22 protein-coding genes and 1 pseudogene are annotated in these 17,513 nt (G+C 63.9%); 10 read left to right on the forward strand and 13 right to left on the reverse strand.

What is annotated here, in order from left to right:
• Position 1: 1 nt before the first annotated feature.
• From AC3EML_RS19135 to AC3EML_RS19160, 6 genes are all read right to left on the reverse strand, one after another.
• Positions 2-646, reverse strand: a complete 645-nt coding sequence (locus AC3EML_RS19135; RefSeq protein ID WP_352520554.1) for a Pr6Pr family membrane protein — start codon at positions 644-646, stop codon at positions 2-4.
• 4 nt (positions 647-650) lie between these two features.
• Positions 651-1,061, reverse strand: coding sequence for a hypothetical protein (locus tag AC3EML_RS19140; protein ID WP_023669094.1), 411 nt, complete (start codon positions 1,059-1,061; stop codon positions 651-653).
• 41 nt (positions 1,062-1,102) lie between these two features.
• Positions 1,103-1,771: a phosphoribosylformylglycinamidine synthase subunit PurQ gene (gene purQ / locus AC3EML_RS19145; protein ID WP_023684888.1), complete on the reverse strand. Its 669-nt coding sequence runs from the start codon at positions 1,769-1,771 to the stop codon at positions 1,103-1,105.
• Between the two features lies 1 nt (position 1,772).
• Positions 1,773-2,015: a phosphoribosylformylglycinamidine synthase subunit PurS gene (gene purS / locus AC3EML_RS19150; RefSeq protein ID WP_023669092.1), complete on the reverse strand. Its 243-nt coding sequence runs from the start codon at positions 2,013-2,015 to the stop codon at positions 1,773-1,775.
• Between the two features lie 88 nt (positions 2,016-2,103).
• Positions 2,104-2,898 (reverse strand): phosphoribosylaminoimidazolesuccinocarboxamide synthase, encoded by a 795-nt coding sequence (gene purC / locus AC3EML_RS19155; protein WP_013532127.1) that lies wholly within the window; start codon positions 2,896-2,898, stop codon positions 2,104-2,106.
• 105 nt (positions 2,899-3,003) lie between these two features.
• A complete protein-coding gene (locus AC3EML_RS19160) occupies positions 3,004-3,126 on the reverse strand; it encodes a hypothetical protein (RefSeq protein ID WP_280790911.1) in 123 nt (40 codons plus the stop codon).
• 47 nt (positions 3,127-3,173) lie between these two features.
• Here AC3EML_RS19160 and AC3EML_RS19165 point away from each other — a divergent pair, with 47 nt between their 5' ends.
• Both AC3EML_RS19165 and AC3EML_RS19170 read left to right on the forward strand, forming a co-directional pair.
• Positions 3,174-3,494 (forward strand): DUF1476 domain-containing protein, encoded by a 321-nt coding sequence (locus AC3EML_RS19165; protein WP_023669091.1) that lies wholly within the window; start codon positions 3,174-3,176, stop codon positions 3,492-3,494.
• A 127-nt stretch (positions 3,495-3,621) separates the two neighbouring features.
• Positions 3,622-4,395 (forward strand): HpcH/HpaI aldolase family protein, encoded by a 774-nt coding sequence (locus tag AC3EML_RS19170; RefSeq protein ID WP_023669090.1) that lies wholly within the window; start codon positions 3,622-3,624, stop codon positions 4,393-4,395.
• Positions 4,396-4,414: 19 nt separating this feature from the next.
• Here AC3EML_RS19170 and AC3EML_RS19175 read toward each other — a convergent pair whose 3' ends face one another.
• Complete coding sequence (locus tag AC3EML_RS19175) at positions 4,415-4,969, reverse strand: RBBP9/YdeN family alpha/beta hydrolase (protein WP_023694132.1); 555 nt, start codon at positions 4,967-4,969, stop codon at positions 4,415-4,417.
• Positions 4,970-5,163: 194 nt separating this feature from the next.
• Between AC3EML_RS19175 and AC3EML_RS19180 the strand changes: the two genes are divergently transcribed.
• A complete protein-coding gene (locus AC3EML_RS19180; RefSeq protein WP_023694133.1) occupies positions 5,164-5,979 on the forward strand; it encodes a VOC family protein in 816 nt (271 codons plus the stop codon).
• A gap of 15 nt (positions 5,980-5,994) precedes the next feature.
• On the opposite strand, the gene AC3EML_RS19185 is transcribed toward AC3EML_RS19180, so the two are convergent.
• The 4 genes and pseudogenes from AC3EML_RS19185 to AC3EML_RS19200 all read right to left on the reverse strand — a co-directional run bounded on the left by AC3EML_RS19185 (position 5,995) and on the right by AC3EML_RS19200 (position 9,286).
• The gene (locus AC3EML_RS19185; RefSeq protein ID WP_023694134.1) at positions 5,995-6,723 is read right to left on the reverse strand and encodes a metallophosphoesterase family protein; all 729 of its coding nucleotides are present in this window, start codon (positions 6,721-6,723) and stop codon (positions 5,995-5,997) included.
• A gap of 8 nt (positions 6,724-6,731) precedes the next feature.
• Positions 6,732-8,033, reverse strand: coding sequence for an adenylosuccinate lyase (gene purB, locus AC3EML_RS19190; RefSeq protein WP_352498183.1), 1,302 nt, complete (start codon positions 8,031-8,033; stop codon positions 6,732-6,734).
• Positions 8,034-8,092: 59 nt separating this feature from the next.
• Positions 8,093-8,557, reverse strand: a complete 465-nt coding sequence (locus AC3EML_RS19195; protein WP_023819439.1) for a hypothetical protein — start codon at positions 8,555-8,557, stop codon at positions 8,093-8,095.
• A gap of 56 nt (positions 8,558-8,613) precedes the next feature.
• Positions 8,614-9,286 (reverse strand): annotated as a pseudogene (locus AC3EML_RS19200) (DUF2259 domain-containing protein).
• A gap of 191 nt (positions 9,287-9,477) precedes the next feature.
• Between AC3EML_RS19200 and AC3EML_RS19205 the strand changes: the two are divergent.
• A complete protein-coding gene (locus AC3EML_RS19205; RefSeq protein WP_023669083.1) occupies positions 9,478-9,732 on the forward strand; it encodes a DUF2171 domain-containing protein in 255 nt (84 codons plus the stop codon).
• 7 nt (positions 9,733-9,739) lie between these two features.
• Here the strand turns inward: AC3EML_RS19205 and AC3EML_RS19210 are convergent, their stop codons facing one another.
• Both AC3EML_RS19210 and AC3EML_RS19215 read right to left on the reverse strand, forming a co-directional pair.
• On the reverse strand, positions 9,740-10,759 hold the full coding sequence (locus tag AC3EML_RS19210) for a P1 family peptidase (protein WP_352498185.1): 1,020 nt from the start codon (positions 10,757-10,759) through the stop codon (positions 9,740-9,742).
• A complete protein-coding gene (locus tag AC3EML_RS19215; RefSeq protein ID WP_352498186.1) occupies positions 10,759-11,829 on the reverse strand; it encodes a branched-chain amino acid ABC transporter substrate-binding protein in 1,071 nt (356 codons plus the stop codon). Before AC3EML_RS19215 ends, AC3EML_RS19210 begins: the two co-directional genes overlap by 1 nt.
• 180 nt (positions 11,830-12,009) lie before the next feature.
• Here AC3EML_RS19215 and AC3EML_RS19220 point away from each other — a divergent pair, with 180 nt between their 5' ends.
• Genes AC3EML_RS19220 through AC3EML_RS19245 form a run of 6 tightly spaced genes read left to right on the forward strand, consistent with a single transcriptional unit; the run spans position 12,010 to position 17,424 of the window.
• Positions 12,010-12,537, forward strand: coding sequence for a flavin reductase (locus tag AC3EML_RS19220; RefSeq protein ID WP_023700848.1), 528 nt, complete (start codon positions 12,010-12,012; stop codon positions 12,535-12,537).
• Positions 12,534-13,463, forward strand: a complete 930-nt coding sequence (locus AC3EML_RS19225; RefSeq protein WP_023739379.1) for an AAA family ATPase — start codon at positions 12,534-12,536, stop codon at positions 13,461-13,463. The genes AC3EML_RS19220 and AC3EML_RS19225 overlap by 4 nt, the downstream gene beginning before the upstream one ends.
• Before the next feature lie 5 nt (positions 13,464-13,468).
• Positions 13,469-14,713 carry a vWA domain-containing protein gene (locus AC3EML_RS19230; RefSeq protein WP_352520261.1) on the forward strand — a complete coding sequence of 415 codons (1,245 nt, stop codon included), beginning with the start codon at positions 13,469-13,471 and terminating at the stop codon, positions 14,711-14,713.
• Positions 14,714-14,771: 58 nt separating this feature from the next.
• Positions 14,772-15,110: an XdhC family protein gene (locus tag AC3EML_RS19235; RefSeq protein WP_023669077.1), complete on the forward strand. Its 339-nt coding sequence runs from the start codon at positions 14,772-14,774 to the stop codon at positions 15,108-15,110.
• A gap of 2 nt (positions 15,111-15,112) precedes the next feature.
• Positions 15,113-15,817 carry an XdhC family protein gene (locus AC3EML_RS19240; protein WP_023669076.1) on the forward strand — a complete coding sequence of 235 codons (705 nt, stop codon included), beginning with the start codon at positions 15,113-15,115 and terminating at the stop codon, positions 15,815-15,817.
• A complete protein-coding gene (locus tag AC3EML_RS19245; protein WP_352520262.1) occupies positions 15,814-17,424 on the forward strand; it encodes an NTP transferase domain-containing protein in 1,611 nt (536 codons plus the stop codon). The genes AC3EML_RS19240 and AC3EML_RS19245 overlap by 4 nt, the downstream gene beginning before the upstream one ends.
• Positions 17,425-17,513 lie beyond the last annotated feature (89 nt).

Genomic DNA, 17,513 nt, shown 5'->3' on the forward strand with positions numbered 1-17,513 from the left:
GTCAACGACGGGTGCGCGGAGCCCTGAGGCGTGAGACGCCCTTGTCGGCAAGCACGGCGAGGATGCAAAGCACCAGGAAAACCCCGGTGACGGCCAGCGCCGCAAGCGCGACGCTGGCCACGCCGTTCTTGGCGGCGTCGAGGAACGGATAGGGCACTTCGCCTGCGATCGGTGCGCGCGCCAGCGCATAGGCGAGATAGGCGATCGGATAGGCCATCCACCACGAAATGTCGCTCCAGCGTGTCCTGCCGTCAGCGCCTGCAACAAGCCACCACAGCACGAACAGCACCGGCGTCACATAGTGCAGCAGCACGTCACAGAGCAGGAACAGCCCCTGCGGCTGCCAGAGCTGCGCCAGAACTGTCGCGTAGACGATGAAGACCAGGGCGATGGAAGCCGCCACGCCCGCCCGCATCCGCCGCCCGGCAAAGGCCGGCAGCCAGGCGTAGCCCGAAGGCGACAGCAGCGAGACATGGACCAGCACTGCACCGATGTTGGTCAGGATGGTGAAGAAGCTGAACAGAAAGACGATGGAGCCGAGAAAACTGCGGCCGGCTTCCATCGATGCCGGGATGGTGATGCACGCTTGCAGGACAAGCCCGGCCAGACCGATGATCAATCCCGCAAACTGCAGGAAGCGGCCCATGGCGTCAGGCGGCCGCGTTGCAGGAGGGGTTGCCCGTTTGCCAGCGCGCAATGTCGGATCCGATGCGCGCGCCGAGCGGATCGTCCATCAGCGGACCGAACACGTCGACGCGGCTGGAATTGCCTTGCGCCTGGACGACCAGCAGCGGCTTGCCGCCATAATGCTTGGCCGGCACCAGCAGGAAGCGGGGCGTGCCGCTGAACGAATTCAGCTCATTGGCCATCTGATAGGATTTGAAGGCGGGATCCTTGCTGGCGATCCAGCATTTGTGGGCCGATATCGCTACCTGTTCCATGGCCAGCAGCGAAGCGCTCTTGCCCGTGGGGACCGGCGCGCTCTTCGGGCTGGACTGGCAGGACGCCAACGCCAAGCCGGCAGCAGCCAGGGGACCTAGGCGAACAATCGTCAGTCTCATGGTCAACCGCCCCCGCGTTTTGAAAGGAATTCGAAGAGATATCAGGCGGCGATGCCGAGTGCGCCTTCGAACAGCGCCCGGCCGTCACTGCCGCCATGCGCGGCCTCGATCAGGTTTTCCGGATGCGGCATCAGGCCGAGCACATTGCCCTTCTCGCTGATGATGCCGGCAATGTCGTTGATCGAGCCATTGGGATTGGTGCCTTCGGCATAGCGGAACACAACCTGTCCTTCGCCCTCGAGGCGCGCAAGCGTGTCGGCATCGGCGAAATAATTGCCGTCATGATGCGCAACCGGCGTGCGGATGATTTGGCCCGGCTGATAGCGGCGGGTGAACATGGTGTTGGCGTTGGCGATCTGCAGCTTCACCTCACGGCAAACGAATTTCAGCGAAGCATTGCGCATCAGCGCGCCGGGCAGCAGGCCGGCCTCGACCAGAATCTGGAACCCGTTGCAGACGCCAATGACCATGACGCCCTTGGCGGCCTTTTCAGCGACTGCCCGCATCACCGGCATCCGCGCGGCAATGGCGCCGCAGCGCAGATAATCGCCGAAGGAGAAGCCGCCGGGAATGGCGATCAGGTCGACATCGGGGATTTCAGTGTCGGTCTGCCAGACGGTCGCCGGCGCCTGCCCGGAAATCTTGGTCAGCGCCGCAATCATGTCGCGGTCGCGGTTGAGGCCGGGGAGAAGAACGACAGCTGATTTCATATCAAGCGATCTCCACCGCGTAATTCTCGATCACCGTATTCGCCAGCAGCTTGTCGCACATGGCTTTCAGATCGGCTTCAGCCTTGGCCTTGTCGGTCTCCGAGAGCTCGAGGTCGAAGACCTTGCCCTGCCGCACCTGGCCGACGCCGCCGAACCCCAGTCCGGACAGAGCGTGCTCTATGGCTTTTCCCTGCGGGTCGAGCACGCCGTTCTTGAGGGTGACGGTGATGCGGGCCTTGATCATGCTGGACAGGTTCCTGTTCGAAGACTTAGCAATTCCAGGAAAAGTGTGAAGCGGTTTTCCGTCCGGAATTGCGTCAAGAAATGAAGACTTAATGCGGCTTGCCTTTGAGGCCATCGGTCGAGGCGACGAGCACCGGGCCGGTCGGGCGCGGCGGCTCGTTCTCGTTCATGATGCCAAGGCGGCGGGCAACTTCCTGATAGGCTTCGACGAGGCCGCCCATATCGCGGCGGAAACGGTCCTTGTCGAGCTTGTCCTGCGTTGCCACGTCCCACAGCCGGCACGAATCCGGCGAGATCTCGTCGGCAACGACGATGCGCATCATGTCGCCCTCGAACAGGCGGCCGCATTCGATCTTGAAATCCACGAGCTGGATGCCGACACCCATGAACAGGCCGGAGAGGAAGTCGTTGACGCGGATGGCCAGCGCCATGACGTCGTCGATCTCCTGCGGGCTTGCCCAGCCGAAAGCGGTGATGTGCTCTTCCGACACCATCGGATCGTCGAGCGCATCGGCCTTGTAATAGAATTCGATGATCGAACGCGGCAGAACGGTGCCTTCCTCGATGCCGAGGCGCTTGGACAGCGAGCCGGCGGCGACATTGCGCACCACCACTTCGAGCGGAATGATCTCGACTTCCTTGATCAGCTGCTCGCGCATGTTGAGCCGGCGGATGAAGTGGGTCGGAATGCCCATGCGGTTCAGATGGTTGAAGATGTACTCGGAAATGCGGTTGTTGAGCACACCCTTGCCGTCGATGACCTCATGTTTCTTCTTGTTGAATGCGGTCGCATCATCTTTGAAGAACTGGATAAGCGTGCCCGGTTCCGGTCCCTCATAGAGGATCTTGGCCTTGCCTTCATAAATGCGGCGGCGATTTTTCATCTGATTTTTCTCTGGATTTGCGGGCAGGCGGCAAGCGACCAGTTCCTGTCCGTCTGCCTAAATTGGTGCGGCGACGGGTGGGGTTCAATGCCGGGTCTATCCCAATCACAGCGTTTGCTCAATCGGCAAATCCTTTCCATCGACCGCTTTCAGGAATGAAATGCCGCAGCGCAGCAAGTGATGTAGCATATTGACCGGCCCGCGCCCTTTTGGTTTGTGCTGCGGCAACACACATATCCATCGCCAACGCGAATCGATTTCATCGGAGGGAAGCCATGAGCAGCATGAAAGACCGCGAAGAGGGTTTTGAGCGCAAATTCGCCTTCGACGAAGAACTTCGCTTCAAGGCTTCCGCACGCCGCAACAAGGCGCTCGGTCTGTGGGCCGCCGAAAAGCTGGGCAAATCCGGCACTGACGCCGACGCCTATGCCAAGGAAGTTGTGGTTTCCGATATCGAGGAAGCCGGCGATCACGACGTATTCCGCAAGATCCGCAAGGATTTCGACGCCGCCGGCGTCGACCAGTCGGATCACCAGATCCGCCGCACCATGGACGAACTGATGGCGCAGGCGATCGAGCAGATCAAGAACACCTAGAGCGAGTAGCGCTGGACCAATCGACCGCCCGGTCCAGCCGGGCGGTTTTTCTTTGCCTTTTCAGCCTTTTCCGGCTGAAACTGTGCGTAGGCCTGTTACAAGGCTCTACCCAACGAGGAAAGCACCCATGTCCCTGAAGTCACGCCTGGCGGCGGATGAAACGCTGTTCACCGCCTGGTCCGGCGTTCCGGACGCTTTGACGGTCGAAATCATCGCCAAGCAGGGTTTTGACGCCGTCACCCTCGATATGCAGCATGGCGGACACCACGAAGACTCGGTCTTGCGCGGCCTGGTGCCGGTGCTGGCCGCCAACAAGCCGGCGCTGGTGCGCATTCCGGTCGGCCGCTTCGACATGGCCAGCCGCGCCCTCGATTTCGGTGCCGAGGCGGTGATTGCACCGATGGTGAATTCGGTGGCCGATGCAAAACTCTTTGCCGCGGCGATGAAATATCCGCCGATGGGCGAGCGCTCCTGGGGCCCGACCTATGCTTTTCCGCGCCATGGCAAAGGCGACCACGCCGAATGGCTGCGCGACACCAATCAACGCACCATGGCCTTTGCCATGGTCGAAACGCGCGCCGCACTCGATGCGCTGGACGGCATCCTCGACACGCCGGGCATTGACGGCATCTTCCTCGGCCCATCGGATTTCTCCATCGCCTGGTCGAATGGCGCCACCGTCAATTCGACGCTGGAAAGCATGATGGAAACCGTCGCCTCCATCGCCGAGCGGACGCGCAAGGCGGGCAAGCATGCGGCAATCTACGTCGTTGAGCCGGCGATTGCCGGCCGCGTCGTGGCGATGGGCTACCGGCTGCTGGCGATGGGCTCGGACCATGCGCTGATTTCGCTCGGCGCAAAGATACTCATCAAAAGCATGAACGATTCGATCAAGGGCTGAGGCGTGGTGCCTTGCCCGGTCAGGCCTTGAGGTCGGTCAGGAACTTGGCGAAGGTCATCGACCCTTCCGGCCACGGGCCGAAGCCGGCATCCTCATTGAGGTGACCGGTTTCGCCGGCATCGATGAACAGCGAACCCCAGGCGCCGGCAATGTCCTCGGCAACCTCGAAGGCGCAGAACGGATCGTTGCGGCTGGCGATGACGATGGACGGGAAGGGCAGCGGTTCGCGTGCATAGGGGCCAAAGGTCATCAGGTGACGCGGCCTTATCTCCGGGTTGGCGACGTCGGGCGGCGCGACAAAGAACGCACCGGCGACCGGCTTCCTGAACTGCGGAATGGCCTGCACCGCGGCCGCCACGCCCAGGGAATGGGCAACGATCACCACCGGCCGCTCGGCCTCGTTGACAGCGTTCGCCACGCTCGCCGTCCAGTCCTCGCGCACCGGCTTCGACCACTCCGCCTGCTCGACCCGGCGCGCCGTCGACAGTTTCGACTGCCAGCGTGTCTGCCAGTGTTGGGGGCCGGAATTGGTGTAGCCCGGCACGATCAGAATATCTGCGTCTTTGACTTTCATGGCGCTGAGATAGCGAGCGGCCGTGTCTCGTGCAACCCGCGCTGACGCATGCGGTGCATCACAATCGTGAACAACCTGTTCGATTCTTTCCATCTTGTGTGAACGATCAGGATCGACGATTTGAGGCAGGAAGAGATGGACAACAGAATAGACTGGTGGCGCGGCCTGGGATAACGCGCTGAACGGAGAGTTTTATGAGCGAACTGCCTTTTGCCGCGACGACCCCCGTCAGCGTGTCACGCGTGGGCCTGAAGGCGCGCGACGCCGAAGGACTTGCCGATTACTACCGGGCTGTTGTCGGCCTGCAGGAATTGAGCCGCGCCGATGGCGCCATCACGCTGGGCGCTGCCGAGCGCCCGCTGCTGGTCATCGAGCCTGACGCAGCGGCCAAGCCCGACGATCCGCGCAGCGCCGGCCTTTTCCACACCGCTTTCCTTCTGCCCAGCCGCGCCGATCTCGGCCGTTGGATAAACCATGCCGCCGCCAACAAGATCCGCATCGAGGGCGCCTCCGACCATCTGGTCAGCGAGGCTTTGTACCTGACCGACCCCGAAGGCAACGGCATTGAAGTCTATAGGGACCGTCTGCCGCAGGAGTGGAAGTGGAACGGCGACAAGATCGCCATGGCGACCGAGCGGCTGAATCTGGCCGCCGTGGTTGGCAGCGTGCCGGCCGGTGACGCCGGCTGGCAGGGCGCGCCGCAAAACAGCATTATCGGCCATGTCCATCTGCGCGTCGGCCGGCCGGAAGATGCCGAGGCCTGGTGGCACGACGAATTTGGCTTCGACACGGTCGCTAAGTATGGAGGGCAGGCGGTGTTCCTGTCGTCGGGAGGCTACCACCATCATATCGGTGGCAATTCGTGGCACAGCGCCGGCGCCGGCCGCCGCGATCCGTCCCGCTCGGGTCTGGCCTGGGTCGAGATGCGGTCGGACAAGACAACCGCTGAAACCACGCGGGAAGATCCGTGGGGCACGGTTATCCGCACCGTGCCGGGCGCCGCCGGCTGAGCGCCCGCTCGGTTCTTACAAGGAAGTGGCGGCGTAGCCCGTCAGCAGCCCATGCGCCCAGCTGTCGAAGCCGGTGGCTGTCGCGCGGGTGGACGCCTCGGTCCAGTCATAGCTGACCGTATGATGGCTGAACGACCATTGTCTGTCCTTGCGCGTGGCAAGGGCATAGCGGGCATCCGGACTGCCGGTCACAGTCAAACCTGGGAATGCCTGGACGCCGACACTGCCGGGATTGAGGATTGTCCGGTTGTCCGACAAGCGCACAACGCGCGGCGTATGTGTATGGCCGCACAAGGTCAGCCCGGCGCCGGCGCTGCCCAGCTTGTGCCTGATCTGCTTTTCATTGGACGGGTGGAAGTGGCTGCCTCCGTCTTCCTCGAGCAGGAACACGTCGTCGTCACTGGGGCTGCCATGGCAAAGCAGGATGTCCTGGGCAGGCGACAGGGTGACCGGCAATGCGGAGAGCCAGGTCAATGACGCCTGGGACAGGCATTGGTGGGTGAAAGCATCGACGTCTTCCAACCCGGAAGCAGGCGGCTCGACCAGCACACGGTCGTGATTGCCGCGCACGGTCGGCCAATTCTGTGCCATCAGATATTGCGCGGTTTCTTCAGGCCATAGCGGCCCGGAGAGACAATCGCCCAGATTGACGATGATGTCGGGAGAAGCGTCTTTGATCTGCGCATGAACCGCCTCAAGCGCGCGCAGATTCCCATGGATGTCGGAAAGGACAGCCAGCCGCATGGAAGATCCTATCCGAAAACCCGCTTGAAGATCGTGTCGACATGCTTGGTGTGATAGCCCAGGTCGAATTTCTCGCGGATCTCGGCTTCGGGCAGCGCTGCGGTGACTTCCTTGTCGGCCAACAATTCCTCAAGGAAATCAGCGCCATGTTCCCATACCTTCATGGCGTTGCGCTGCACCAGGCGGTAGGCATCCTCGCGGCTGACGCCGGCTTGCGTCAGCGCCAAAAGCACGCGCTGCGAATGCACAAGGCCACGGAACTTGTTCATGTTCTTCAGCATGTTGTCGGGATAGACCAGCAATTTGTCGACGACGCCGGTGAGCCGCGACAGCGCGAAATCCAGCGTTACCGTGGCGTCCGGCCCTATCATGCGCTCGACCGAGGAATGCGAGATGTCGCGCTCGTGCCAGAGCGCCACATTCTCCATCGCCGGCAGCGCCATGGAGCGCACCATGCGGGCAAGGCCGGTGAGGTTTTCGGTCAGCACCGGGTTGCGCTTGTGCGGCATTGCCGACGAGCCCTTCTGGCCCGGCGAAAAATACTCTTCCGCTTCCAGCACCTCGGTGCGCTGCAGATGGCGGATCTCGGTCGCCAGCCGCTCGACCGACGAGGCGATGACGCCGAGCGTGGCAAAGAACATGGCATGGCGGTCGCGAGGGATGACCTGCGTCGACACCGGCTCCGGCTTCAGCCCAAGCTTTTTCGCCACATGCTCTTCGACATAGGGATCGATGTTGGCGAAGGTGCCGATCGCGCCCGATATGGCGCAGGTGGCAATATCCTCCCGTGCGTGCACCAGCCGCTCGCGGCAGCGTGAGAACTCGGCATAGGCCTGCGCCAGCTTGACGCCGAACGTGGTCGGCTCGGCATGAATGCCGTGGCTGCGGCCGATGGTGACGGTGTCCTTGTGCTCGAAGGCCCGGCGCTTCAGCGCGGCGAGCAGGCCGTCGAGGTCGGCCAGCAGGATATCGCTGGCGCGGCCGAGCTGCACCGCAAGGCAGGTGTCGAGAACATCCGATGAGGTCATGCCCTGGTGGATGAAACGCGCATCCGGCCCGACGAATTCGGTGAGATGGGTGAGGAAGGCGATGACGTCGTGCTTGGTGACGGCCTCGATCTCGTCGATCTTGCCGACGTCGAATTGGGCGGCGCCGCCTTTTTCCCAGATGGTTTTGGCGGCTTCTCTGGGGATGACGCCGAGCTCGGCTAGCGCATCGCAGGCATGGGCCTCGATCTCGAACCAGATGCGGAAGCGGGTTTCCGGCGACCAGATGGCGACCATTTCCGGCCGGGAATAGCGAGGGATCATCCGTCAGTCCTGATATGTCGGTGGTTAAGTGCGCCTCCTATCAGAGGCGGACCGAATGCTCAACGCTGCTGGCGTGCAAACCACACGCTGGCGGCGGCAAGCGCGATGAATCCGAGCGGAAAATAGAGCCTGATACCCAGCACCACGAACTGGTAGAGCGCCGTCAGCGAGGTGAAGACCAGTTCGAACGCCCACCGGGCGGTGAAGGCCTCCGCGTGCCATTCGGCATAATAGGAGCGGTATTGCAGCGCAAACAACCCGCCGGTGAAGGCGAGCGTCGTGGCAAGCAGGCAGACGAAGGCGGCGGCGAACGCCACCTCCCAATGCCGGTCGAGCGAGACCAGCCGCGCCGCGAACAACCCGACGGGAAAGGCCAATGCCGCGCCGGTCGCAAACAGCAGGACGACGAAGCGGATCTTTTCCGGGGTCTCCCAATTGTCGAGCCAAAGACCGGTCAGCGCGCTGGCGCCCATGGCCATCGCCCACAGCAAGGCGCCGACAAGCGCCGCGCCCGTCGATGGTATGGCGCGGCTGACGCGATTTCCGGCGCGCTTGCGCCAACTGGATTGATCGAGCGATGTCACAGGCGTCCGGTCACGGCGATCCAGCGAAAATCCGGTCCTTCGAAGCCGTATTGGCGCACTGCGATCAGCACCGCATAGGCGCTGATGCTGTCCATCGAGAACGTCTGCACCGCGCCGATCCTGTAGCCGTTCGGGCAGCCACGGCTTTTCGGGATCGATTTATACTCATGCAGCAGATGGGTCTGGCCGCCATCCCTGGCCTCGATCCGCAGCAGGCGAAAACCGTTGACCTCGCCCTGGCTCTGGCAGCTTTCGGTGTCGTTCATGCCGATCTCGTCCAGCCGGAATTCCAGCGGCGGGTCGACCGGCGAAAAGATCGGCCGTGGGTTGACCACCATGCGGAACGGGTCGGCCGACAATTCGGTCACCGGGTTGAAGCCGGCGGTGATGCCGCGGTTGGCGGTAAGCTCGGCCTGGGCAATGATTGCTTCGCCCTTCTGCCTGGCCTGCTGACGGGCCGTATCGAGCGAGGCGGTCTCATCCTCCAGCCGGACCCGGATTGGCGTGCCCTTCAGGAACGTGTCGTCGGCGGTGTTGATGTAGTAGCGATTGGGCATAGGGAAAGCCCGAACCGTCTGCCACACCGTATTCCTCGAAGGCGAAGACGCCGCCATCCTTGCTGAAGCCGAGGATTTCAAGCTCGGCGACATCGCCCGCTCGGGCGGCCATGGCGGATGCCAGATGGACCAGCAGGCAAACGCCAATCAGGACGAGATTTCGCATCGGGGTTCCGCTCCGCCTGCCGTGGTTCGATCGTTCCCTATCACGAGACAGTCAAAACATCGTGCTATTCGAAAGGCGATGCATCCAATTTCGCCTCTGTTTGTTATCGTCGATCGCTTTCAAAAGGAGAACACCCCATGACTGAGGCCAGCAAGATTCGCGAGCATATGGAAGTGGTCGGCGCCGACGGCGTTCACATCGGCACCGTCGACAGGGTCGATGGCGAGCGGATCAAGTTGACCAAGGCCGACAGCGGCGAGGGCGCCCATCAGGGGCATCACCACTACATTCCCTTGAGCCTGCTTGCCGAGGTCGAGGGCCAGAAAGTCTGGCTGTCGGCAAATTCGGATGTCGCGGTCAGCTTCGAGGAAGAAGAGTCCGACCCGACCTGACTGAAAATCAGCGCGACGACCACACCGCAAACAGGTCGCCTTCGGCCGGCGTCGCGGCATGGATGCCGCGGCTGATTGCGCGCGCCATGGTGGCGCCGGCAGTGGCAAAGAAATCGACGGCATCGTCGGCGCTGAGTTCTATGCCGCTCTTCCCCGTCGCCAGCGCGAACACCAGATCGCCGTCGGCCGGCGTGTGCACCGGCCAGATGGCGCGCACGAAGCCGTCATGCGCTGAAATGGCCAGCCGCTTGGCTGCCGCCTTGGTCAGCACGGCATCGGTGGCGATGACGGCGATGGTGGTGTTACCACCGGCCTCGACTTGTCCACCGACACGCTTGTCGCGGTATTTCAACAGGATCCGCCTGGCGTCGTCCGGCATCGGCGAGGGATAGCCGAGGCCTCCGAACTCATCGCCGATCTCGAAGGGTGCCGCCCAGAAATAGCGTGTACGCGCAATCGTCACCGAGCCGGTCGGGTTGGCGGCGGCGAGCGCGCCGATGGTGATGCCGCTGTCGAGCGCGGTCGAGGCCGAGCCGAGGCCGCCCTTCAGCCCGGAGCTTAGCGCGCCGGTTCCAGCGCCGATTGTGCCGAGCGGAAAGTCGACTGTTGCCGCCTGAGCTGCTTCGTAGCCGAGGTCGCGGTAGGGCGGATAACGCCCCCAAGCCTTGTCGCCGCCATTGCGCAGGTCAAACAGGATCGCCGCCGGCACGATCGGCACGCGAAAGCCGCCGACATCGATGCCTATGCCGTTTTCACGCAACGCTGCCTGAACGCCGGAGGCGGCGTCGAGGCCGAAGGCCGAGCCGCCCGACAGCACGACGGCATGAACCGCCTCGATGGAATTATGCGGTTCGAGCAGGTCGGTCTCGCGCGTGCCCGGCGCGCCGCCGAGGATCTGCACGCCACCGACCGCCGGTTCGTCGCACAATACGGTGGTGACGCCCGATTTCAGCCTGGCATCCGACGCGTTGCCGACGCGCAAGCCGGCGACATCGGTGATCAGATTGCGCGGCCCGGTGCGAAACATCAATTCGTCTCCGCCGGCACGAAACGCGTCCCGTCGAAGCGGAAGGCGCGATAGAGGTTTTGGCTCAGATCGCCTTTGTCGTCGAACCGTAGCGGGCCGATCGCGGTGGTGAAATCATGCCCGGTTAGCGCGTCGGCCAGCCCCTTGCCCGAGGTCTCGGGCGCGGCCGAGGCCGTCTTGGCAATCTCCACCGCCGCATAGGCCGGCAAGGCATAGCCATCCGGCGCGATGTTTTTGGCCGTAAACGCCGCCAGCACCTTGGGATCGGCGACATCGGCCCATTCCGGCGGCGCGATCATCAGCGTGCCGATGGCGTAAGGCACATCGCCGGGTGGCGTGCGCAAATTCTCGCCGCCGGCAAAGACGATGCCGGCCTCGAGCTGGCCGGCGTCGCGGCCCATAATGGCGATGTCGTCGCCGTCGCCACCGGCAAAGACATGCGTCGCGCCTGATTTCTTCAGCCGGCCGATCAGCCCGATCTGGTTGTCGAGCTGGGGCCGGAACGTGTCTGTGAAGACCGGCTTCAGCGCCGCCTGTTCGGCCGCGGCGCGCAGCGTCTCGGCGATTTCGCGGCCATAGATGGTGCCGTCGTCGACGATGGCGAACAATTCGCTTTGCCACAGCCGGGTGAGGATGGCGGCCACGGCATTGCGCTCGTCGTCGCCGCGCGGCCCCAGCCGATAGACCGGCCAGCCGGTCTTGGCGCGGCGGTCGGTCAGGCTTTCGGTGCGCACGCCGACGGTGATGACCGGTATGTTGGCATCCTTCAGGATCGGCAGCGCCGCCTGGATCGCCTCGGTGCAGAGGAAGCCGACGACGATATCGACCTTCGCAGCGGCGAATTCCCTGGCGGCGGTAGCCCCGCCATCGGCGGTGCAGGCATCGTCGACCGTCCTGATCTCGGCGCCGCTGGCTTCTGCTGCCAGGGCAGCACCCGCCTCGATCTGCTTGCCCAGGATCGCCGACGGACCGGACAGGGGTGCGGCGACGCCGACAAGCAAAGTCTGCGCGCCGGCGCTTGCCGGCAGCAGCCAGAGCAGTGCCGCTATTACAGCTGTTAGGGGTCGCATTCTGACGACGAATTCCTCCGTGCCGGTCGCATACTTCCAGCGTCTCTTCCGCCAAGACCTAAAGGCTGCCCGCCCCAGGCGCAACACGGGAATTTGCGGATTGGCGTCAACCACTTCGCTTGTGGCCTATTGTGTGCCGCCATATATAACGCTTGGATTCCCGCTTATGGAAAATCATCGGTGTTGAAGTTGAACGACATAGGGCCTCAGGCCTATCGCGACGCGATGGCGCATTTTGCCGGCCACGTCCATGTGGTGACCACCGACGGGCCCGCCGGCAAACGCGGCACGACGGTGATTGCCGCCTGTTCGGTGTCGGACACGCCGCCGACGGTTCTAGTCTGTCTCAACCGCGAGAATGCCAAGAACGAGCTGTTCGTGCAAAACGGCCGGTTTGCGCTGAACACGCTGGCTTCGCACCAGCAGCCGCTATCGGTGGCGTTTTCAGGCCTGACCGGGCTGTCGGCCGATGAGCGTTTCGCGCTTGGCGAGTGGGATGTTATATCGACGGGCGCGCCTACCCTGAAGGGCGCTCTTGCGGTTTTCGACTGCGAATTGATGGACACCAAGGATCTCGCCACCCATCGTGTGCTTTTTGGCAAGGTGACAGGCCTGCGCATGGGCGATAATTTGCGGCCGCTGATCTACCACGCCCGCGACTACCACGTGCTGCAGAGCGGAGCAGAGGCGGCAACGGAGAAAGAATGACCGAGCTGAAACCGCGCCCCGCGCCGCGGACGATCGACGAAACGCTCGATCTCCTGACCGGCGCGGACTATGTCGCGGACCGCTCGCTCGCAACGGTGCTGTTCCTGTCGCTGCGCATGCAGCGGCCGCTCTTCCTCGAGGGCGAGGCCGGCGTCGGCAAGACCGAGATCGCCAAGGTGCTGGCGCAGGCACTCGGCCGGCGGCTGATCCGCCTGCAATGCTATGAAGGGCTCGACGTCTCCTCCGCCGTCTATGAGTGGAACTACGCCGCGCAGATGATCGAGATCCGCATGGAGGAGGCGGCAGGCTCGGTCGACCGCTCCGCCATGGAGAGCAATGTCTTTTCCGAAAAATACCTGATCCGCCGCCCGGTGCTCGATGCGCTGACGGGCAAGGCGGGTGCTGCCCCGGTGTTCCTGATCGACGAACTCGATCGCACCGACGAAGCCTTCGAGGCGTTCCTGCTCGAAATCCTGTCCGACTTCCAGGTGACGGTGCCCGAGCTTGGCACGATCAAGGCGGAGGAGCCGCCGATCGTCATCATCACCACCAACCGCACGCGGGAAATCCACGACGCGCTGAAGCGGCGCTGCCTCTATCACTGGGTCGACTATCCCAATGCCGAGCGCGAGCTGGAGATCGTGCGCCGCAAGGTGCCGCAGGCCAACAGCCGGCTTTCCGCGGAAGTGGTGTCGTTCATTCAGAAGCTGCGCCGGGTCGAGCTGTTCAAGGCGCCGGGCGTCGCCGAAACCATCGACTGGGCCGGCGCGCTGACCGAACTCGACAAGGTGGCGCTCGATCCCGAAACCGTCTCCGACACGATCGGCGTTTTGCTGAAATACCAGGACGACATTGCCCGCATCGGCGCGGGCGAGGGCCGGCGTATCCTCGACGAGGTCAAGGCCGAACTGGCGGCGGCGGAGTAGGGCAAGTGAAGGCGCCCGAACCCAGAGAGGCGACGGAAGACGGGCGCATCGCCGACAACATCGTCTATTTCGCCCGCACCTTGCGCAAATCCGGCATGCGGGTCGGGCCGGCTTCGGTCAAGGATGCGATCGAGGCGGTGCTGGCAGCCGGCATCGGTTCGCGCGACGATTTCTACTGGACGCTGCATGCCGTGCTGGTGTCGCGGCACGAGGATCACCCTGTTTTCGACGAAGCCTTCCGGCTGTTCTGGAAATCGCGCGAGCTGATCGAGAAACTTCTGGCGATGTTCTCGCCTGTGGCGCCCGACACCAAGGGGAAGCAAAAGCCGCGCGCGGCAGAAAACCGCGTCAGCCAGGCCATGTTCGAAGGCCACGAGAAGAATCGGCCGGTCAGGGAAATCCCGGAGATCGAAGTCGACGCCCGGCTAACCTTCTCCGGGAATGAAGTGCTGCGCGGCAAGGACTTTGCCCAGATGAATGCCGACGAGATGGCAGACGCCAAGAAGGCGATTGCCCGGCTGCGGCTGCCGTTCGACATGGTCCGTACCCGACGCTTCAAGGCAGACCTGCATGGCCGCCGTATCGATCCACGCGCCATGATGCGCTCGGCCGCGCGCACCGGCGGCGAACTGATCCTGCCGAAATTCCGCTCAGCCCGCGAAGTGCATCCGCCGCTGGTGGTTCTCGCCGATATCTCCGGTTCGATGAGCCAGTACACGCGCATCTTCCTGCACTTTCTGCATGCGCTGACCGAAAAACGGCGGCGCGTGCACACCTTCGTCTTCGGCACGCGACTGACCAATCTCACGCGGCAGATGCGCCATCGCGACCCCGATGCCGCCCTTGCCGACTGCTCGGCGGCGGTGAAGGACTGGTCGGGCGGCACCCGCATCGGCGATACGCTGGCGGAGTTCAACAAGCACTGGTCACGCCGCGTGCTCGGGCAGGGCGCGGTGGTGCTGCTGATCACCGACGGGCTGGAGCGCGACGATGTTTCCGGCCTGTCGGAGGAGATGGATCGCCTGCACAAATCCTGCCGGCGGCTGATCTGGCTCAACCCGCTTCTGCGCTTTGGCGGCTTCGAGGCGCGGGCCCGCGGCGTCAGAGCGATGCTGCCTCATGTCGACGAGTTCCGCTCGGTACACAATCTCGATGCGCTGGCCGACCTCTGCGCCTCGCTGGACAAGAAATCGGCCGCTTCGGTCGATCCGCGTCGCTGGCTGGACGCTGGTGTCAGGCGCGCCGCATAGCCATATTGGATTCCGAAAAACAGGCTCCCAGAGAAAACAGACTTTGAGGCAAGCGATCATGGACAACAGCATCTATCTCGATGAGGCCCGCGACCCCTTGATCATCGCGGAAGGCTGGATGAAGGACGGCAAGGATGTCGCCATCGCCACTGTGGTCGAGACCTGGGGTTCGGCGCCGAGGCCGGCCGGCAGTCATCTGGTCATTGACGCCGAAGGCAATTTTCACGGCTCGGTCTCGGGCGGCTGCGTTGAGGGTACCGTGGTGAGCGAGGCGATGGACGTCATCGACTCGGGGAAAGCGAAGATGCTGGAGTTCGGCGTTGCCGACGAAACCGCCTGGCAGGTCGGCCTATCCTGCGGCGGCCGCATCAAGGTCTATGTGGAGCGGCTCGGTTAGGCATGGATCCCTACGCTCTCAAAGCCCTCAATGCCGAACGCCGTGCCCGCCGTGCGGCGATCCTGGTGACCGATCTCGGCGACGGCCGCGACCGCATCGTGCGAGAAGGCGACCAGGTTGCCGGCGATCTCGGTCAAGCGATCGCCAAGGCTTTCCGCACCGGCAATTCGGGTTCGGTCGAGGCTGAAGGGCGCACCTTCTTCCTCAACGCGCATTTGCCGCAGCCGCGCCTGGTGGTAGTCGGCGCCGTCCATATCAGTCAGGCGCTGGCGCCGATGGCCAGGATCGCCGGCTATCCCCTGGAGATCGTCGATCCGCGCACCGCCTTCGCCACCCCGGACCGTTTTCCCGATGTAGCACTCCATGCCGAATGGCCGGAGGATGTGCTGAAACGCCAGCCGCTCGACAGCTATACGGCGCTGGCCGCCGTCACCCATGATCCGAAGATCGACGATTTCGCACTGAAGGCCGCGCTCGACGCCAACTGTTTCTATGTCGGCGCACTCGGCAGCCGCAAAACACACGCCAGGCGCGTCGAGCGCCTGCTGGCGCTCGGCGCCAGCGCCGACCAGATCGCCCGCATCCACGCACCGATCGGTATCGACATTGGCGCGGCGAGCCCGGCCGAGATCGCCGTCGCCATCCTGGCGCAGACGATCCACGCCTTTCGCTCGCGCGGTCTCGAAGCCAAAGGCGCGGCGGCGTGAAGTTCGGGCCGATCCCGATCGATCAGGCGCAAGGCGCGGTGCTGGCGCATGCCACGACGGCGGGCGAGCGGCGTTTCCGCAAGGCGCACAGGCTGAGCACGCCGGACGTGGCGGTGCTGAAGGCGGCCGGCATTACCGAGATCGTCGTGGCGGTGCTTGCCGCCGATGACCTAAGCGAGGATGCGGCGGCCGAAAAGATTGCTGCCAGCATGGCCCACCGCAACATCGAGGCAAAACCTGCCGCGACCGGCCGCGTCAACCTCCATGCCAAGGTCGCCGGTCTCTTCACCGTCGATGCCGCCATGATCGACGCCATCAATGCGGTCGACCCGACCATCACCATCGCCACGCTGGCGCAGCACGCGCCGGTCGAGACGGGGCAAATGGTGGCGACGGTCAAGATCATCCCCTTCGCCGTCGCCTCAGCTTTGGTCGACAAGGTGGTGAAAATCTGCGCCGGTGGCGAGATCTTCGCCGTCAACGCTTATCAGCCGGTGCGCATCGGCGTCATTCAGACGATGCTGCCCGGCATCAAGGCCAGCGTGCTCGACAAGACGCTGCGCGTCACCGAGGCCCGGCTGGCACGCTCCGGCGGCCGGCTGACGACGGAGCGCCGCACGCCGCACGAGATCGCGCCTGTAGCCGAGGCAGCGGCCGCGCTGGCGCGCGACAACGACATGGTGGTGATCTTCGGCGCCTCGGCGATGAGCGATTTCAACGATGTCGTTCCGGCGGCGATCGAGGCAGCAGGTGGCACGGTGATCCGCGCGGGCATGCCCGTCGATCCCGGCAATCTGCTGGTGCTGGGCACGCTCGATGGCAAGCGCGTCATCGGCGCGCCCGGTTGCGCCCGCAGCCCCAAGGAGAACGGTTTCGATTGGGTGCTCGACAGGCTGATCGCCGGTCTCGACGTCACCGCCAAGGACATCGCCGGCATGGGCGTTGGCGGCCTCTTGATGGAAATCCCGACCAGGCCGCAGCCGCGCGAGCCGCTGCCGGCGAGAGCCGGGCTGAAGGTCGAGATCGTGCTTCTGGCCGCCGGTCGCTCCAGCCGCATGGGCGGGCCGAACAAGCTTCTGGCGCTGTTCGACGGCAAGCCGCTGGTGCGCCGCACCGCTGAACGGGCGCTCGATTCCAAGGCTTCTGCCACCGTTGTCGTCACCGGCCATCAGCGCGAGCGGGTGCACGCCGCGCTCTCGGGCCTCGACGTGATCTTTGCCGACAACCCGGATTTTGCCGACGGCCTGTCCTCGTCTCTAAAAGCCGGCATTGCCCGCGTTGGAGCCGATGCGGCCGGCGCCATGATCGTCCTCGGCGACATGCCGGGTATCTCATCGGCCGATCTCGATCGGTTGATCGAGGCCTTCCGCAGGGACGGCGGCCGTTCGGTGGTGCGCGCCGCCCATGACGGCCGCCGCGGCAATCCGGTGCTTTTGCCGCGTTCGCTGTTTGGAGGCATCGCCCATCTCGAGGGCGACACCGGCGCCCGCCATCTGGTCGAGGCCGAGGGACTGGATGTCATCGACGTCGAGATCGGCGACGGCGCGTCGGTCGACGTCGACACCCGCGAGGCGCTCGAAGACGCCGGCGGCGTGCTGCAGGATTGACAAAGCGAAGCCGAAAAACGCATGCCTTTAGCATGGCTCTCTCTTTACTTGCCTCAGCGCTTCTACCCCCCTCTGGCCTGCCGGCCAGG

This window comes from Mesorhizobium sp. P170090 (assembly GCF_057786115.1).

Bases quoted from the DNA above. Each gene is read 5' to 3' on its own strand.
- AC3EML_RS19235 (WP_023669077.1), top strand. From the start codon at position 14,772: ATGGACAACAGCATCTATCTCGATGAGGCCCGCGACCCCTTGATCATC.
- AC3EML_RS19185 (WP_023694134.1), bottom strand. From the start codon at position 6,723: ATGCGGCTGGCTGTCCTTTCCGACATCCATGGGAATCTGCGCGCGCTT.
- AC3EML_RS19140 (WP_023669094.1), bottom strand. From the start codon at position 1,061: ATGAGACTGACGATTGTTCGCCTAGGTCCCCTGGCTGCTGCCGGCTTG.
- purS (WP_023669092.1), bottom strand. From the start codon at position 2,015: ATGATCAAGGCCCGCATCACCGTCACCCTCAAGAACGGCGTGCTCGAC.
- purQ (WP_023684888.1), bottom strand. From the start codon at position 1,771: ATGAAATCAGCTGTCGTTCTTCTCCCCGGCCTCAACCGCGACCGCGAC.
- AC3EML_RS19180 (WP_023694133.1), top strand. From the start codon at position 5,164: ATGAGCGAACTGCCTTTTGCCGCGACGACCCCCGTCAGCGTGTCACGC.
- AC3EML_RS19175 (WP_023694132.1), bottom strand. From the start codon at position 4,969: ATGAAAGTCAAAGACGCAGATATTCTGATCGTGCCGGGCTACACCAAT.
- purB (WP_352498183.1), bottom strand. From the start codon at position 8,033: ATGATCCCTCGCTATTCCCGGCCGGAAATGGTCGCCATCTGGTCGCCG.
- AC3EML_RS19205 (WP_023669083.1), top strand. From the start codon at position 9,478: ATGACTGAGGCCAGCAAGATTCGCGAGCATATGGAAGTGGTCGGCGCC.
- AC3EML_RS19225 (WP_023739379.1), top strand. From the start codon at position 12,534: ATGACCGAGCTGAAACCGCGCCCCGCGCCGCGGACGATCGACGAAACG.
- AC3EML_RS19240 (WP_023669076.1), top strand. From the start codon at position 15,113: ATGGATCCCTACGCTCTCAAAGCCCTCAATGCCGAACGCCGTGCCCGC.
- AC3EML_RS19210 (WP_352498185.1), bottom strand. From the start codon at position 10,759: ATGTTTCGCACCGGGCCGCGCAATCTGATCACCGATGTCGCCGGCTTG.
- AC3EML_RS19215 (WP_352498186.1), bottom strand. From the start codon at position 11,829: ATGCGACCCCTAACAGCTGTAATAGCGGCACTGCTCTGGCTGCTGCCG.
- AC3EML_RS19165 (WP_023669091.1), top strand. From the start codon at position 3,174: ATGAGCAGCATGAAAGACCGCGAAGAGGGTTTTGAGCGCAAATTCGCC.
- AC3EML_RS19170 (WP_023669090.1), top strand. From the start codon at position 3,622: ATGTCCCTGAAGTCACGCCTGGCGGCGGATGAAACGCTGTTCACCGCC.
- purC (WP_013532127.1), bottom strand. From the start codon at position 2,898: ATGAAAAATCGCCGCCGCATTTATGAAGGCAAGGCCAAGATCCTCTAT.
- AC3EML_RS19135 (WP_352520554.1), bottom strand. From the start codon at position 646: ATGGGCCGCTTCCTGCAGTTTGCGGGATTGATCATCGGTCTGGCCGGG.